Source organism: Streptomyces sp. NPDC030165 (assembly GCF_055573595.1).
Genome location: NZ_JBVIBD010000005.1, coordinates 19,364 through 34,455, shown reverse-complemented (window position 1 = coordinate 34,455; position 15,092 = coordinate 19,364). Strand labels below are relative to the sequence as shown.

Genomic DNA, 15,092 nt, shown 5'->3' with positions numbered 1-15,092 from the left:
CGACGGCCGCGGTTCGGGTCCGGCGGGCCCCACCGCCGTGCCGTGATCACGTGATCGACGGTGCTCCCAGGCTAACCCCGGCTGTTTGACACCACCAAACATGGGATGTTCCCATCACCGGTGGAATCGAGAGGGAGGACGGCGTCCATGCCACTGCGCAGCACCGCCCGCACCAGCCTGGTGGACCTGGTCATCGAGCAGATGGAACGGCTGATCGCCGAGGGCGAGTGGGAGGTCGGCGAGAAGATCCCCGCCGAGCCGGTCCTGGTCGAGACGCTGGACGTGGGCCGCAACACCGTCCGCGAGGCGGTGCGCGCCCTGGTGCACACCGGGATGCTGGAGCCGCGCCAGGGCGACGGCACGTACGTACGGGCCAGCAGCGACTTCGGCGCCGCGGTGCAGCGCAGGCTGCGCAGAGCCGCCGACCTGGAGGCGTACGAGGTCCGCGCCTCGCTGGAACGCGACGCGGCCCGCTACGCGGCGCTGCGCCGCACCGGCGAGGACCTGGCCGCCCTGCGGGCCGCGCTCGCCGAGCGGGACCGGGCCTGGTCGAACAGCGACGTCGGGGCGTTCATCGACGCGGACGTGCACTTCCACCGCACCATCGCCGCGGCCGCGCACAACAGCGTCCTCGCGGAGCTGTACGAGCATCTCAGCGATGCCCTGCGCGGCACCCTCCAGGCCGTCATCCGCAGGCCGCTGCCCGATTCCGTACGCCACCAGTTCGACGCGCACACCGCCATCGTCGACGCCATCGAGGCCCGGGACGCGGACGCCGCCGAACGCGCCGCGCTGGAGCACCTGACCGAGGCCATGGACGCGCTGCGCGCTGCGCGGCCGGAGGACGACGTCCCGGAGGCGGACACCCGAGCACGTGAAGCAAGCCCAGGAGAAGAAGACCATGCATGACGACGGACCGGCCGCCACCCTGAGCGTCCCCGGCACCGGCGGCGCCGCGCGGCCGGACGCACCCGCCGGGGACACGGGGGACACGAGGAACGCGGGGACCACGGAAGGCACGGCGAACGCCGCACCGGCGCCGGGCGCCACCGGGCGCCGCGCCCTCTGCCTGGGCGTCGGCGTCATCCTCCTCGCCCTCAACCTGCGCCCCGCCCTCGTCGCCGTGTCCCCGCTGGCCGGCACCATCCGCGACGCGAGCGGCATGTCGGCCGCGGCGACCAGCCTGCTGACCGCGCTGCCGCTGCTCTGCTTCGGTCTGCTCGCCCCGATCGCGCCGCGGCTCGGCCGCCGCTTCGGCATGGAACGCTCGCTGCTCGGCACCATGGCGCTGATCTGCGCGGGTACGGCGCTGCGACTGCTGGACTCGGTGGCCGCGCTGTTCGCCGGGACGGTCGTCATCGGCGCGGGCATCGCCGTCGCCAACGTGCTGCTGCCCGGCCTGATCAAGCGCGACTTCGCGGCCAGATCCGGGCTGATGACGGGCCTGTACTCGATGTCGCTGTTCGGCGGGGCGGCCCTGGCGGCCGGGGTCACCGTGCCGGTACAGCGCGCGGCCGGGCTGAGCTGGCAGGCCACGCTGGCCTGCTGGGGCTCGCTGGCGGTCGTCGCGCTGGTGGTGTGGCTGCCGCAGACCCGCAGCCGTACGCGGACCACCGCGGCCACCGTCCGCGAGGCGGCGCACCCGGTGCGCGGCCTGTGGCGCTCCCCGCTGGCCTGGCAGGTCACCGCGTACATGGGCCTGCAATCGCTCAGCTACTACGCGGCGGCCGCCTGGCTGCCGACCATGCTCACCGACGCCGGGATGAGCGCGGGCGACGCGGGCTGGATGCTGTCCTTCTCCTCGCTGCTGGGCATCGCGGGCTCCTTCCTGGCCCCGGTGATCGTCGGGCGGCGGCTGTCGGCGGGCGCGCTGGCCGCGCTCGGCGCGGTGCTGTGCGCGGCCGGATTCGCCGGGATGCTGGCCGCGCCGGCCGGCGGCGCGTACGTGTGGATGACGCTGCTGGGCCTGGGCCAGGGCGCGGCCATCAGCCTGGCCCTGCTGTTCATCGTCCGGCGCGCCCCGGACATCCGGCACACCGCGCAGCTGTCCAGCATGGCCCAGTGCTTCGGCTACATCCTGGCGGCGACCGGGCCCGCGGTACTGGGCGCCGTGCACGACGCCTCGGGCGGCTGGGCGGTGCCGGTGGCCGTGCTGCTGGTACTGCTCGTCCCGCAGGTGGTGGCGGGCCTCGGCGCGGCGCGTCCACGGCATGTCGCGGGGCGCTGAACCCGGTACGGCCGCTCCGGTACATACGTGCCGGAGCGGGCCGGTCCGTACGGGCGGGAGGTGGGCGGAGCTGCCGCCGCGCTTCCCTTCCCGCCTCGCGATCGAGCCATACTGGTGCCGTGTCGGTGATCAGCAACCTCCGTAAAGCGGTCCGTCTGCCGCAGCAGCGGCGCCGTGGTGTCGACCTCAGCCACCCGGCGCGGTCGCCGCTGGGCACCGCCGTGGTGAACTGCGCCGTCTACGAGAACGGCGTCCGCCAGCCCGGCGACCAGCCGGCCGAGGACGCCGTCCGCCGGGTCCGCGCGTCGGGCGACGGCTTCGTGTGGATCGGCCTGCACGAGCCCTCCGAAAAGGAGTTCGCCGGCATCGCCGAGCTGTTCGGGCTGCACCCGCTCGCCGTCGAGGACGCGGTGCACGCGCACCAGCGGCCGAAGCTGGAGCGCTACGACAGTTCGCTGTTCACGGTGTTCAAGACGGTCCGCTACGTGGACCACGACCGGCTCACCGACACCAGTGAGGTGGTCGACACCGGCGAGATCATGGTCTTCACCGGCGCCGACTTCGTGATCACAGTCCGGCACGGCGGCCACGGCTCGCTCGGCCCGCTGCGCGAACAGCTGGAGGCGGACCCGGAGCAGCTGGCCATCGGCCCGTCGGCGGTGCTGCACGCCATCGCGGACCTCGTCGTGGACGACTACCTGGACGTCACCGCCGCCGTGCAGGACGACATCGACGACGTCGAGACCGAGGTCTTCGCCGCGAGCCCGCGCCGCACCCGAAGTGAGGAACGGCGGGACGGCGCCAAGGGTTCCGGCACCGGCGGCGCGGGCCGGATCTACCAGCTCAAGCGGGAACTGCTGGAGCTGAAGCGAGCGGTGGCGCCGCTGACCCGTCCCCTGCAGGCGCTGGCCGGCCAGCCGATGGCGCTGGTGGACCCGCGCATCACCACGTACTTCCGCGACGTGTCGGACCACCTGGAACGGGTGACCGAGCAGATCAACGCCTTCGACGAACTGCTCAACTCCATACTCCAGGCGCACCTCGCGCAGGTCACCGTGGCGCAGAACGAGGACATGCGGCGGATCAGCGCCTGGGTCGCGATCCTCGCCGTGCCAACGATGGTGTGCGGCATCTACGGCATGAACTTCGAGTACATGCCGGAGAAGCACTGGACCTTCGGCTATCCGCTGGTCATGGCCGTCACGCTCACCCTCTGCTTCCTCATCCACCGCGGGTTCAAGCGGAACGGGTGGCTCTAGGGCGCTTCTGATGGATCTCCGTGGCCTCGCGACGCCCGGCACGCACCCTCGCCGCACGGCGCGAAGGGACAGGTGGCTCCGCCACATGACCCTTCACACCGCACCCCGAGCGCACGCACCGAACGCCGCTCGGTGCCCTCCACGGAAATCCATCAGAAACGCCCTAGCGCTTCGAGGCAGGTCGCGGGGCTCTTCGGGGCTCAGGCCAGGTAGCCGTCCGGACGGATCAGGAACGTGTCGCCCGGCGCCGCCGCGTAGCCCGCGAACGCGTGGCCCTCGGCGTCGACGACGTACCGTCCGCCGGCCGGGTGTCCGGCACCGGACCGTCCGCCGCCGGGCTCCTCACCGGGGCGCAGCACCGTGTAGGCGTGCTCCTCGTCCGGCGCGGGCGTGCCGAAGGACAGCCGGGTGAAGTGCGGTCCCCGGAAGAGGTCGAAGAGGCGGACGTGCTTGCCGTCCGCGTCGAGCAGCGGGGCGTCCGGGGCGCGGTCGCCGGTGACGAGGGGGCCGGTGGCGTCCGGGGCCCGGTAGGTGATGTCGAGGCCGAAGCACTCCTCGCCGCGCTTGTGGGCCTCCTCCCTGCCCTCGACGTACTTTGCCAGCAGGTTGGTGCTGACCCCGAGGACGCGGGCGGCGACCGCCCGCCGCTCTGTCTCGTAACTGTCGAGCGCGGTCTCGGCGGCCAGCTTCCAGCCCAGGTTGTAGGCGTCCTGGACGCCCGTGTTCAGGCCCTGGCCGCCGGTCGGCGGGTGGACGTGCGCGGCGTCGCCGGCCAGGAAGACGCGTCCCACCCGGTACCGCTCGGCCAGTCGTACGTTCGGCCGCCACACCGTCGACCAGCCGTGCCCGGTCAGGCGCACCCCGGCCGAGAAGCGGTCGAGGGCGGCCTGCATCGTCTCCAGGGAGGCGTCGTCGCCCTCGCCCAGGGGTGAGATGAACTGGAACCGCCCGGTGCCGGGCAGCGGGGTCAGCGCGGTGCCGAACACCGGGTTGTCCGGCCCGGCGAACCAGTGGCCGACCGTGGGGTCGAGGCCGGGTGCGGACACGTCGCCGACCAGCACCCGGAAGGTCACGTCGGTGGTGCCTGGGAAGGCCACGCCGATCGCCTTGCGGACGAAGCCGGCGCCGCCGTCGGCGCCGACGAGGTAGTCGATCCGGGCCTCCTCACCGGTGGTGAGCCGCGCGGTCACGTCGTCCGCGTCCTGCTCCAGGCCGACCAGCCCGGTGCCCAGCTCGACGCGTACGCCGGACTCCAGCAGCCGCGCGCGCAGGATCTCCTCGGTCTGCGACTGGCCCAGCACCCACCCGTTCGGATACGGCACGCCGGGGCTGGGCTCGCGCGGCTCGCTCATCCAGTGCTCGCCCACGAACCGGCCGTCGACGTGCACGCGGAGCGGCGCCGGCGGCGCACCGGCGGCCCGTACGGCGTCCAGCACGCCGAGGTCGTCGAAGACCTCCAGCGTGCGCGGCTGGAGGCCGTCGCCGCGCGAGCCGTCGAAGTACGCGGCCGCCTTGTCCACGACCCGGACGGCGACGCCGCGCCGGGCCAGTTCGATGCCCAGCGTCAGTCCGGTCGGGCCGGCACCCACCACGAGGACACGCATAATGAATCTCCATTCACTGAATTTAGATTCATCGTGAGGGCTGCTAGCGTGCGCTGTCAAGGGAGCTGGAGGAGACGTGAAGCGCGCGGAGCAGGCGGTCGAGACGAGGGCGGCACTGATCGAGGCGGCCAAGCGCCTGTTCGCCGACCGCGGCTACCTGAACGTCAAGATCACCGACATCACGGCGGCGGCCGGCCGGGCCGCAGGCTCCTTCTACCGCCACTTCACCAGCAAGGAAGACCTGCTCAAGGCGCTGCTGGACGAGCTGGCCACGGCGAGCGACGCCTATGCGGGCACCGAGGAACACTCGTCGGACTTCACCGACCCGGCCGCGATCCGCTTCCACGTGGCCGCCCACTGGCGCGTGTACCGGGACCACGCGGCGACCATGGTCGCGCTGCGCCAGGCGGCCCTCGTCAACGAGGACTTCGCCCGCACCCTCGACCGGTTCCGCCGCGCGCAGCTCGACGACCTGGCCGACCACCTGGACCACGTGGAGAACCTGCCGGCGTCCCGCGAGGACACCCTGACGCTGATGAGCGCGATGCTGGACGCCCCCGCGCAGCTCTGGTCCGACATGCCCGAGGAGGAGGCCGTCGAGGCGACCACCCGGTTCCTCTACCGCGCGTTGAACGGCAGGGACTACCCGCCGCGGACGTAGGCGCCCGCGGCGGGTGGTCCGGCCGCTCCGTGGGTCCGGACGAGGAAGGCGGCACCGGTCGGGCCGGGAGCGGTCATGGGAGGGGCGGGCGTGGCGAGGTCTCCTGGCGGGTGGTGCGCAGTCGTGGGGGAGGTCCGTCGTAGGTAAGGACGTACGGAAGGTCCGGAGGTCACGGAGGTCCATGGAGGCCCACGGACGTCCCGGAGGCGGACTTCGACCTCAAGGGCCGTGTAGGACAGTTCCGGTCCTACTGCACCCGTCATCATCGACGGCATGAGTGAGACCTCGGCACGCCTGCTGAACCTGCTGTCCCTCCTCCAGACCCCCCGCGAGTGGCCCGGCAGCGAACTGGCCGGCCGCCTGCGGGTCACCACCCGCACCATCCGCCGCGACATCGAGCGGCTGCGCGACCTGGGGTACCCGGTGCACGCCACGATGGGCGCGGAAGGCGGCTACCGGCTGGCGGCGGGCACCGCGATGCCGCCGCTGCTGCTGGACGACGAGGAGGCGGTGGCCATCGCCGTCGGGCTGCGTTCGGCGGCCGGGCACACCGTCGACGGCATCGAGGAGGCGTCCGTACGCGCCCTGGCCAAGCTGGAACAGGTCCTGCCATCCCGGCTGCGGCGGCGGGTGAGCACGCTGGGCACCGCCACCGTACCGATGCCCTCCGGGGACGGCCCGACCGTCGATCCCGCGCACCTGACCGCGCTGGCCGCGGCCGTCGCCAACCGGGAGCGGGTGCGCTTCACCTACCGGGCGGCCGACGGCGCCCGCTCCAAGCGGCTGGTGGAGCCGCACCGGCTGGTCGCGGCGGGCCGCCGCTGGTACCTGGTGGCGTACGACAACGAGCGCGACGACTGGCGGGTCTTCCGCGTGGACCGGCTGGGCGAGCCGTACCCCACGGGGGTACGCACGCCGCCGCGCGAGCTGCCCGCCGAGGACGCCGCCACGTTCGTCACGGAGCGGATGCAGGGCATGGGGCCGGGCTGCCGCGCGGTGGTCACGGTGCACGCGCCCGCCGCCGAGGTGTGCGACCGGCTGGGACGCGCGGCGGTCTCGGTGGAGCCGCTCGGCGAGGGGTCGTGCCGGGTGCGTACCGGGCCGGACTCCCTGGAGTGGACGGCGTTCCGGCTGGCGATGCTCGGCGCCGAGTTCACGGTGCACGACCCCCCGGAGCTGGCGGAGTACCTGCGGCGGCTGGGCGGGCGGGTGCTGCGGGCGGCGGATGGCGACGATGCGGCCGCGCTCGCCGGGGGTGGAGGCGAGGGCGGAAGCGGGGTGACGGGCGGCGGGTCCGCGAGCACCGGTCCGGATGCGTCGCCGGATACTCGGTAGAGGTAGCGGCTATACCCCCTAGGGGTATACAGTCCGGACAGAGGACGCCGGCGGCACCCCGCCGCACCCCGCCTCCCGAAGGAGCAGCCATGACCACCACCGTCGACGACCGCCGCATCGAGCTGGAGATCGGCGGCATGACCTGCGCCTCCTGCGCCGCCCGCGTCGAGAAGAAGCTCAACCGGATGGAAGGCGTCACCGCCACCGTCAACTACGCCACGGAGCGGGCGAAGGTCACGTACGCGGACGGCGCAGGCATCGACGTCGCCGACCTGATCGCCACCGTCGAGAAGACCGGCTACACCGCCGCCGTCCCGGAACCCCCGGCCCCCGCCCCGCCGCCACCGGACGCCGGCCCGGCTCCGGCGCCGGAGCCGGACGCCGACCCCCTCGCCCCGCTGCGGCAGCGGCTGACCGTCTCGGTGCTCCTGGCCGTACCGGTGATCCTGATGGCGATGGTCCCGGCGCTCCAGTTCACCAACTGGCAGTGGCTGTCGCTGACCCTGGCGGCGCCGGTCGTGGCGTACGGCGCCTGGCCGTTCCACAAGGCCGCCTGGACCAACCTGCGGCACGGTACGGCCACCATGGACACCCTGGTCTCCATGGGCACACTGGCCGCGCTCGGCTGGTCGCTGTGGGCCCTGTTCTTCGGCCACGCCGGAATGCCCGGCATGACCCACCCGTTCGAGCTGACCGTCGAACGCGGCGACGGCGGCAGCAACATCTACCTGGAGGCCGCGGCCGGGGTCACCGCCTTCATCCTGGCCGGGCGCTACTTCGAGGCGCGCTCCAAACGGCGGGCCGGTGCCGCGCTGAAGGCGCTGCTGGAGCTGGGCGCCAAGGACGTCGCGGTGCTGCGGGACGGGCGCGAGGTACGCGTGCCGGTGAGTGAACTGGCGGTCGGCGACCGCTTCGTGGTCCGCCCCGGCGAGAAGATCGCCACCGACGGCACGGTCGTGGACGGATCCTCCGCCGTGGACGCCTCGATGCTCACCGGCGAGTCCGTACCCGTCGAGGTCTCCCCCGGCGTCCAGGTCACCGGCGCCACCGTCAACGCGGGCGGCCGGATCGTCGTCGAGGCGACCCGGGTCGGCGCGGACACCCAGCTCGCCCGGATGGCGCGGCTGGTCGAGGACGCGCAGAACGGCAAGGCCGCCGCCCAGCGCCTGGCCGACCGGATCTCCGCCGTCTTCGTCCCGGTCGTCATCGCACTGGCCCTGGGCACCCTCGGCTACTGGCTCGCCACCGGCGCGGGTGCGGTCGCCGCGTTCACCGCCGCGGTCGCCGTACTGATCATCGCCTGCCCGTGCGCCCTGGGCCTGGCCACCCCGACCGCGCTCATGGTCGGCACCGGCCGCGGCGCCCAGCTCGGCATCCTGATCAAGGGGCCCGAGGTCCTGGAGACCACCCGCCGCGTCGACACCGTCGTCCTGGACAAGACCGGCACGGTCACCACCGGCGCGATGACCCTCACCGGCGTCCACCTCGCCGACGGCGTGTCCGAGGCGGACGCGCTGCGCCTGGCCGGCGCGCTGGAGCACTCCTCCGAACACCCGATCGCCCGTGCCATCGCCACCGCGGCCGCCGAGCGTACGGGCGAGCTGCCCGCCCCGGAGGACTTCGCGAACGTACCCGGGCTCGGCGTGCAGGGCGTCGTCGAGGGCCACGCCGTCCTCGTCGGCCGTACCTCGCTCCTCGCGGAATGGGCCATCGAACCGCCCACCGCCCTGGCGGACGCCAGGGCCGCCGCCGAGGAGGCCGGGCACACCGCGGTCGCCGTCGCCTGGGACGGGGAAGCGCGCGCCGTGCTCGTCGTCGCCGACGCGGTCAAGCCCACCAGCGCGGAGGCGGTCCGGCGGCTGCGCGCCCTCGGCCTCACCCCGGTGCTGCTGACCGGCGACAACGCGGCCGTCGCCCGCTCGGTCGCCGCCGAGGTCGGCATCGACGCGGAACACGTCATCGCCGACGTGCTGCCCGAGGACAAGGTCTCGGTCGTCAAGGCGCTCCAGGCGCAGGGCAAGTCGGTGGCCATGGTCGGCGACGGTGTCAACGACGCGGCCGCCCTCGCCCAGGCCGACCTGGGCCTGGCGATGGGCACCGGCACGGACGCCGCCATCGAGGCCGGCGACCTGACGCTGGTACGGGGCGACCTGCGCGCCGCGGCGGACGCCATCCGCCTCGCCCGCCGCACCCTCGGCACCATCAAGACCAACCTCTTCTGGGCCTTCGGCTACAACGTCGCCGCGCTGCCGCTGGCCGCCGCCGGGCTGCTCAACCCGATGATCGCGGGGGCCGCGATGGCCTTCTCCTCGGTCTTCGTGGTGGCCAACAGCCTGCGGCTGCGCCGCTTCAAGCCACTGGTCTGAGCGGCTCGCAGGTTACCCACCGGCCCGGTTCCGGCAGCGGTCCGCTGCCGGGGCCGGGCCGGTGGCCTACGGGCGGTGCACTGCCGGGATCGGCGGTGGTGTGCGCGGGATCACGCGCCGGGCCACGGGGACGCGGAAGCGCCCGTTCCACGCCGTTCCGTGGCTTCCCTCCAGTTCTCGCTCCCGAAGATTGGCGGTTCACGCAACGCCCCCAGGAGCCGCACCCCCAACACTGGACAGACACCGTCCGCACACGCTCAGGGGTTCCCATGACGGGCTCACGCGTCCTGGCTCTCGGCCACTACCAGCCCTCCGAGGTGCTCACCAACGACGACCTCGCGAAGATCGTCGACACCGACGACGCCTGGATCAGCAGCCGCGTCGGCATCCGCACCCGGCACGTGGCGGCCCCCGACGAGAGCGTGGACGCGATGGCCGCCGCCGCTGCGGCCAAGGCGCTCGCCGCCAGCGGCCTGGCCACCGAGGACATCGACCTCGTCCTGGTGGCCACCTGCACGGCCGTCGACCGCAGCCCCAACACAGCGGCGCGGGTCGCCGCCCGGCTCGGCCTGCCGGCCCCCGCCGCCATGGACATCAACGTGGTCTGCGCGGGCTTCACCCACGCCCTGGCCACCGCCGGCCACGCCATCCGGGCCGGATCCGCCGTCAACGCGCTGGTCGTCGGCGCCGAGAAGTTCACCGACGTGGTGGACTGGACGGACCGCTCGACCTGCGTACTCGTCGGCGACGGCGCGGGCGCCGCGGTCGTCACGGCGGCGACGGAACCGCAGATCGGCCCGGTACTGTGGGGCTCGGTCCCGGAGATGGGCGACGCCGTCCGCATCGAGGGCAGCCCGGCCCGCTTCTCCCAGGAGGGCCAGGCCGTCTACCGCTGGGCGACCACCCGGCTGCCGGCCATCGCCCGCCAGGTGTGCGAGCGTTCCGGCATCGAGCCGGCGGACCTGGCCGGGGTCGTGCTCCACCAGGCCAACCTGCGGCTGATCGAACCGCTCGCGGAGCGCATCGGCGCGGTCAACGCCGTGATCGCCCGCGATGTCGTCGAGTCCGGCAACACCTCGGCCGCCTCCGTGCCGCTGGCCCTGTCCAAGCTGGTGGAGCGGCGCGAGATCCCGTCCGGCGCTCCGGTGCTGCTCTTCGGTTTCGGCGGCAACCTGTCGTACGCGGGACAGGTCATCCGCTGTCCGTGAGGCGGGGCGTGCGCCACCGTCGCGTACTCGTGTCCGATTCGTTCAAGACCCGGCAGCGCGGCGCTTTCTACGCTCCCCGTATGAGCAACGATCCCCGTAAGGGCAGCGCAACGCGCCCCGCCCCCGAGACCACGACGCCGCGTCTGGCGGCGATCGGCATCGTCGTCGCCGACATGGCGGCCTCCCTCGCCTTCTACCGCCGCCTGGGCCTGACGGTCCCGGAGGAGGCCGACACCGCCCCGCACGCCGAGGCGACGCTGCCCGGCGGTCTGCGCCTGATGTGGGACACGCACGACGTCGCGCGCTCCATCGACCCCGGGTGGACGCCGCCGGCCGGCGGCACCCCGACGGGCCTGGCCTTCGAGTGCGCGGGCCCGGAGGAGGTCGACACGGTCTACGCCGAGCTGACCGCCTCCGGGTACACCGGTGGGAAGAAGCCGTGGGACGCGCCCTGGGGGCAGCGGTACGCGGTCGTCCTGGACCCGGACGGGCACGGGGTCGACCTGTTCGCGGCTCTCACGTAGGCGTACGGCGCTGACGTAGGCGTACGGCCGTCCCGTAGGCGCGCGGACCTCCCGTACCGCTGTCACGTACGGCCGTACCGCTGTCACGTACGGCCGTCCCGCCCTAGAACACCGACCAGCCGGTCAGCGACGTGAAGTGGTCCAGCGCCGCGGCCCCCGCGACCGAGTTGCCGCGGCTGTCCAGGCCCGGGCTCCACACGCACAGCGTGCAGCGCCCCGGCACGACCGCGACGATCCCGCCGCCGACCCCGCTCTTGGCGGGCAGCCCCACCCGGTAGGCGAACTCCCCGGCCGCGTCGTACGTACCGCAGGTCAGCATCACCGCGTTGATCCGCTTGGCCTCGCGGGCCTCCAGCAGGCGGCTGCCATCCGCGCGCAGTCCGTGCCGGGCCAGGAACCCGCCGGCCGCCGCCAGGTCGCGGCAGCTCATCTCGATCGAGCACTGCCAGAAGTAGTGCTCGATGACGCTGGGGACGGGGTTCTCCAGGTTGCCGAAGCTGGCCATGAAATGGGCGAGCGCCGCGTTGCGGTCGCCGTGGTCGGCCTCGGAGTCGGCCACGGCCTGGTCGAAGGCGAGGTCCGGGTTGCCCGACTCCGCGCGCAGGAAGTGCAGCATCGTCGTGCTGGCGTCGCCGGTCAGCGTCTGGAGGCGGTCGGTGACGACGAGGGCGCCCGCGTTGATGAAAGGGTTGCGCGGTACGCCGTTCTCCCACTCCAGTTGCACCAGCGAATTGAACGGTGTCCCCGAGGGCTCGCGGCCGACCCGCTTCCAGATGTCCTCGTTGTCGTTGGCCATGACCAGCGCCAGCGAGAAGGTCTTCGATATGGACTGTACGGAGAACGGGACCTCCCAGTCCCCCACCCCGTACACCTCGCCGTTGATGTCGGCCACCGCCATGCCGAAGCGGTCCATCGGCACCTTTTCCAGTGCCGGTATGTAATCCGCAACCTGCCCATGTCCGACATACGGCCTCGCAAAGGCCGCTACCTCCTCAAGAACGGCCTGGTAGTCCATGACGGACAAGCTACCCCGGGGCCGCGACCACCCCCAGCGGGGCCCCCGCCAGCGCCTTCACCTCGCGCGCCAGGTGCGCCTGGTCCGCGTACCCGGCGCGGGCCGCCACGTCCGCGTACGGCATCCCGCCGCGGGCCAGATCCAGCGCGCGGACCAGGCGCAGCACCCTGGCCAGCATCTTGGGGCCGTACCCGAACGCCTCCAGGCACCGGCGGTGCAGCTGCCGCTCGCCGACGCCCACGGTCCGGGCGACCTCCGCCACGGAGCGGCCGCGGCCGAGCGCCGCGGCGATCACGTCGCGCGCCGGGTCGGGCGGGCCGGCCGCCTCCCGCAGACGCCGTACGGCGATCTCCTCCAGCACCCGTCCGGGTGAACCGGTCCCGGCCACCGTCCCGGTCAGCCGGTCCACCAGGTCACGGGGCCACAGCTCCTCCAGCGGCACCCGCCGATCGCGCAGCACGTGCGCCGGCACACCGAAGACGGCGGGCCCCTGACCAGGGGCGAAGCGCAGTCCGACGCAGGTCTCGCCCGGCTGCGTGGCAGGCGTGTGCGCGGTGGTGTCCGGCCCGGCCACGGTCAGCCGGCCGCCCCACCACAGCAGGTCCGTGCAGCCGTCGGGCAGCACCCGCTGCGGCGCCTGCGCCGGGCCGCCGGGCGCCCGCTTCGCCCAGAGGACCGCGCCGGGCAGCCGCGAAGGCCGCTCCCGGTACCCGCCCGTGCCCGCGCCCGCACCGGTGGCCCCGCCCGCCCCCGCGTCCCCGTACCTGACCGTGTCCACCTCCCCAGACTGGCACGGGAACGCGGGTAACGTCCCGACCGTTGATCCGGTACGGCACCGCGACGGCAGCGGGGCCGTCCGCCCCTCCCCCAACCTCACCGGAGGCAGCAATGGCAGGCTTTCTCGACCGCGCCAAGGAGCAGGCTCAGAGCGCGCTGAACCAGGGCAAGCAGAAGGTCGACGAGGTCCAGCAGCAGCGGGCGGGCAACGACCTGCTGAAGAAGCTGGGCGCGGCCTACTACGCGGAGCGCCGCGGCAGCGGCTCCGCCCAGGCCACCCAGGAGGCGCTGAGCGCGCTGGAGGCGCACATCGCCACCCACGGTGACGGCTTCCTGCGCGGCTGACAGGCGGGCCGGAAGACGGGGCCGAAAAGCAGCTCTCCCTGCGGCGCAAAGCAGTGGATAGCGGCTGAAACCGCTCGCTCACCCGCTCGTACACCTGACGAACGGCTGGTCTGTGACCTGACGTTCCAGTACAAGCGTTTCATGAGGCGGTGCGCGGTCGGCGGCCGCCGCGCACCGAACGGAGTCGGCCATGGCCCCACCCATGTCCGCGAACACCTTCCTCAAAGCCCTCAGAGACGAAGGGCTGGACATCGTCGAGGTCGGCGAGTGGCGCACCCACAACCGCAACGGCCACGGCGACTGGGGACCGGTGCACGGTGTGGTGATCCACCACACCGTCACGTCCGGGACCGAGCACACCGTCCGCCTGTGCTACGACGGCACCTCGGCGCTGCCGGGCCCGCTGTGCCACGGCGTGATCACCAAGGACGGCCGGGTGCACCTGGTCGGCTGCGGGCGCACCAACCACGCGGGCAGCGGCGACCGGGACGTCCTGAAGGCCGTGATCGCCGAGAAGCAGCAGCTGCCCCCCACCAACCAGTACAACGCCGACGGCAACGTCCACTTCTACGGCTTCGAGTGCGAGAACCTGGGCGACGGCAAGGACCCCTGGCCCGAGGCCCAGCTGGAGGCCGTCGAGAAGGCCGCGGCGGCGCTGTGCCGGGTCCATGGCTGGAACGAGTACTCGGTCATCGGCCACCTGGAATGGCGCGCGGACAAGATAGACCCCAAGGGCTTCACGATGAAGGACATGCGCGCCCGCATCGGCGCCCGGCTGAAGTAGCACCCGCCGTCACGTGCAGTGACAGCCGCCGTCACGCGACAATGGCCGGGTGACCTCCCCCGTTCCCGACCTCGCCGCACTGCGGCCGCGCCTGCCGTCCCCCCTCCAGCACGTCGAGGACGGACGGTTCGCGCGCCGCGGTGTGCGGCTGCTGCTCAAACGGGACGACCTGATCCACCCCGAGCTGCCCGGCAACAAGTGGCGCAAGCTGGAGCTGAACCTGCGGGCGGCGGCCGAGGCCGGGGAGCGCACGCTGCTCACGTTCGGGGGCGCGTACTCCAACCATCTGCGCGCCACCGCCGCGGCCGGCCGCCTCCTGGGCTTCACCACGGTCGGCGTCATACGCGGCGCGGAGCTGGCGGACAAGCCGCTGAACCCGTCCCTGGCGCGCTGCGCCGCCGACGGCATGCGGCTGCACTTCGTCGACCGCGCCACCTACCGGCGCAAGACCGAACCGGAGATCGCCGCCGCGCTCCGGGACCGTTTCGGCCCGCACTTCGCCGTACCGGAAGGCGGCAGCAACGCCCTCGCCGTCCAGGGCTGCACGGCCCTGGGCCGGGAACTGCGCGGCGCGTCGGACGTCGTCGCCGTCGCCTGCGGCACCGGCGGCACGCTGGCCGGCCTGGCCGCGGGCCTGGCACCGGACCAGCGGGCCCTCGGCATCCCCGTCCTCAAGGGCGGCACCCCGCACTTCCTCGCCGCGGAGACCGAACGCCTCCAGTACGCGGCCTTCGGCGCCCGGCGCGGCACGTGGCACCTGGACGACCGCTTCCACTGCGGCGGATACGCCCGCCGCACCCCCGAACTGGACGCCTTCGCCGCCGACTTCGAGGCCCGGCACGGCATACCCCTGGAGCGCCTCTACGTGGCCAAGCTCCTCCTGGGCCTGACCACCCTGGCCGAGGAGGGCGCCTTCCCGCCCGGCAGCACCGTCACAGCGGTCGTGACGGGGGCTCCGGCTCCGTAGGCAGTCCGGCTCCGTAGGCA

Annotated in this window: 14 protein-coding genes; 11 read left to right on the top strand and 3 right to left on the bottom strand. The window is 73.3% G+C overall.

Annotated features, from left to right (window positions below):
* Positions 1 to 147: 147 nt before the first annotated feature.
* The 3 genes from ACZ4Z1_RS11405 (at position 148) to ACZ4Z1_RS11395 (ending at position 3,486) form a co-directional block, all read left to right on the top strand.
* Positions 148 to 909 (top strand): FadR/GntR family transcriptional regulator, encoded by a 762-nt coding sequence (locus ACZ4Z1_RS11405; RefSeq protein ID WP_468486348.1) that lies wholly within the window; start codon positions 148 to 150, stop codon positions 907 to 909.
* Positions 902 to 2,227 carry a CynX/NimT family MFS transporter gene (locus ACZ4Z1_RS11400; RefSeq protein WP_468486347.1) on the top strand — a complete coding sequence of 442 codons (1,326 nt, stop codon included), beginning with the start codon at positions 902 to 904 and terminating at the stop codon, positions 2,225 to 2,227. Before ACZ4Z1_RS11405 ends, ACZ4Z1_RS11400 begins: the two co-directional genes overlap by 8 nt.
* Positions 2,228 to 2,352: 125 nt before the next feature.
* On the top strand, positions 2,353 to 3,486 hold the full coding sequence (locus tag ACZ4Z1_RS11395) for a magnesium and cobalt transport protein CorA (RefSeq protein WP_468486663.1): 1,134 nt from the start codon (positions 2,353 to 2,355) through the stop codon (positions 3,484 to 3,486).
* A gap of 200 nt (positions 3,487 to 3,686) precedes the next feature.
* On the opposite strand, the gene ACZ4Z1_RS11390 is transcribed toward ACZ4Z1_RS11395, so the two are convergent.
* Positions 3,687 to 5,090, bottom strand: coding sequence for an FAD-dependent monooxygenase (locus ACZ4Z1_RS11390; RefSeq protein ID WP_468486346.1), 1,404 nt, complete (start codon positions 5,088 to 5,090; stop codon positions 3,687 to 3,689).
* A gap of 76 nt (positions 5,091 to 5,166) precedes the next feature.
* On the opposite strand from ACZ4Z1_RS11390, the gene ACZ4Z1_RS11385 reads away from it, so the two are divergent.
* The 5 genes from ACZ4Z1_RS11385 to ACZ4Z1_RS11365 all read left to right on the top strand — a co-directional run bounded on the left by ACZ4Z1_RS11385 (position 5,167) and on the right by ACZ4Z1_RS11365 (position 11,184).
* Positions 5,167 to 5,751 carry a TetR/AcrR family transcriptional regulator gene (locus ACZ4Z1_RS11385; protein WP_468486345.1) on the top strand — a complete coding sequence of 195 codons (585 nt, stop codon included), beginning with the start codon at positions 5,167 to 5,169 and terminating at the stop codon, positions 5,749 to 5,751.
* Positions 5,752 to 6,024: 273 nt separating this feature from the next.
* Positions 6,025 to 7,086, top strand: coding sequence for a helix-turn-helix transcriptional regulator (locus ACZ4Z1_RS11380; RefSeq protein WP_468486344.1), 1,062 nt, complete (start codon positions 6,025 to 6,027; stop codon positions 7,084 to 7,086).
* 89 nt (positions 7,087 to 7,175) lie between these two features.
* The gene (locus tag ACZ4Z1_RS11375) at positions 7,176 to 9,452 is read left to right on the top strand and encodes a heavy metal translocating P-type ATPase (protein ID WP_468486343.1); all 2,277 of its coding nucleotides are present in this window, start codon (positions 7,176 to 7,178) and stop codon (positions 9,450 to 9,452) included.
* Positions 9,453 to 9,721: 269 nt separating this feature from the next.
* Positions 9,722 to 10,660, top strand: coding sequence for a beta-ketoacyl-ACP synthase III (locus tag ACZ4Z1_RS11370; RefSeq protein ID WP_468486342.1), 939 nt, complete (start codon positions 9,722 to 9,724; stop codon positions 10,658 to 10,660).
* An 80-nt stretch (positions 10,661 to 10,740) separates the two neighbouring features.
* Positions 10,741 to 11,184, top strand: a complete 444-nt coding sequence (locus tag ACZ4Z1_RS11365; protein ID WP_468486341.1) for a VOC family protein — start codon at positions 10,741 to 10,743, stop codon at positions 11,182 to 11,184.
* A 103-nt stretch (positions 11,185 to 11,287) separates the two neighbouring features.
* Here the strand turns inward: ACZ4Z1_RS11365 and ACZ4Z1_RS11360 are convergent, their stop codons facing one another.
* The gene (locus ACZ4Z1_RS11360) at positions 11,288 to 12,199 is read right to left on the bottom strand and encodes a glutaminase (RefSeq protein ID WP_468486340.1); all 912 of its coding nucleotides are present in this window, start codon (positions 12,197 to 12,199) and stop codon (positions 11,288 to 11,290) included.
* A 10-nt stretch (positions 12,200 to 12,209) separates the two neighbouring features.
* Positions 12,210 to 12,977 (bottom strand): helix-turn-helix domain-containing protein, encoded by a 768-nt coding sequence (locus ACZ4Z1_RS11355; protein ID WP_468486339.1) that lies wholly within the window; start codon positions 12,975 to 12,977, stop codon positions 12,210 to 12,212.
* 110 nt (positions 12,978 to 13,087) lie between these two features.
* Here ACZ4Z1_RS11355 and ACZ4Z1_RS11350 point away from each other — a divergent pair, with 110 nt between their 5' ends.
* The 3 genes from ACZ4Z1_RS11350 (at position 13,088) to ACZ4Z1_RS11340 (ending at position 15,072) form a co-directional block, all read left to right on the top strand.
* Positions 13,088 to 13,321 carry a hypothetical protein gene (locus ACZ4Z1_RS11350; RefSeq protein WP_003985347.1) on the top strand — a complete coding sequence of 78 codons (234 nt, stop codon included), beginning with the start codon at positions 13,088 to 13,090 and terminating at the stop codon, positions 13,319 to 13,321.
* 190 nt (positions 13,322 to 13,511) lie between these two features.
* Positions 13,512 to 14,105 (top strand): peptidoglycan recognition protein family protein, encoded by a 594-nt coding sequence (locus tag ACZ4Z1_RS11345; protein ID WP_468486338.1) that lies wholly within the window; start codon positions 13,512 to 13,514, stop codon positions 14,103 to 14,105.
* 49 nt (positions 14,106 to 14,154) lie between these two features.
* Entirely contained in the window at positions 14,155 to 15,072 is a 918-nt protein-coding gene (locus tag ACZ4Z1_RS11340) for a 1-aminocyclopropane-1-carboxylate deaminase/D-cysteine desulfhydrase (protein ID WP_468486337.1), read from the top strand.
* Positions 15,073 to 15,092 lie beyond the last annotated feature (20 nt).

Bases quoted from the DNA above. Each gene is read 5' to 3' on its own strand.
- ACZ4Z1_RS11405 (WP_468486348.1), top strand. From the start codon at position 148: ATGCCACTGCGCAGCACCGCCCGCACCAGCCTGGTGGACCTGGTCATC.
- ACZ4Z1_RS11400 (WP_468486347.1), top strand. From the start codon at position 902: ATGCATGACGACGGACCGGCCGCCACCCTGAGCGTCCCCGGCACCGGC.
- ACZ4Z1_RS11390 (WP_468486346.1), bottom strand. From the start codon at position 5,090: ATGCGTGTCCTCGTGGTGGGTGCCGGCCCGACCGGACTGACGCTGGGC.
- ACZ4Z1_RS11380 (WP_468486344.1), top strand. From the start codon at position 6,025: ATGAGTGAGACCTCGGCACGCCTGCTGAACCTGCTGTCCCTCCTCCAG.
- ACZ4Z1_RS11375 (WP_468486343.1), top strand. From the start codon at position 7,176: ATGACCACCACCGTCGACGACCGCCGCATCGAGCTGGAGATCGGCGGC.
- ACZ4Z1_RS11370 (WP_468486342.1), top strand. From the start codon at position 9,722: ATGACGGGCTCACGCGTCCTGGCTCTCGGCCACTACCAGCCCTCCGAG.
- ACZ4Z1_RS11365 (WP_468486341.1), top strand. From the start codon at position 10,741: ATGAGCAACGATCCCCGTAAGGGCAGCGCAACGCGCCCCGCCCCCGAG.
- ACZ4Z1_RS11360 (WP_468486340.1), bottom strand. From the start codon at position 12,199: ATGGACTACCAGGCCGTTCTTGAGGAGGTAGCGGCCTTTGCGAGGCCG.
- ACZ4Z1_RS11350 (WP_003985347.1), top strand. From the start codon at position 13,088: ATGGCAGGCTTTCTCGACCGCGCCAAGGAGCAGGCTCAGAGCGCGCTG.
- ACZ4Z1_RS11345 (WP_468486338.1), top strand. From the start codon at position 13,512: ATGGCCCCACCCATGTCCGCGAACACCTTCCTCAAAGCCCTCAGAGAC.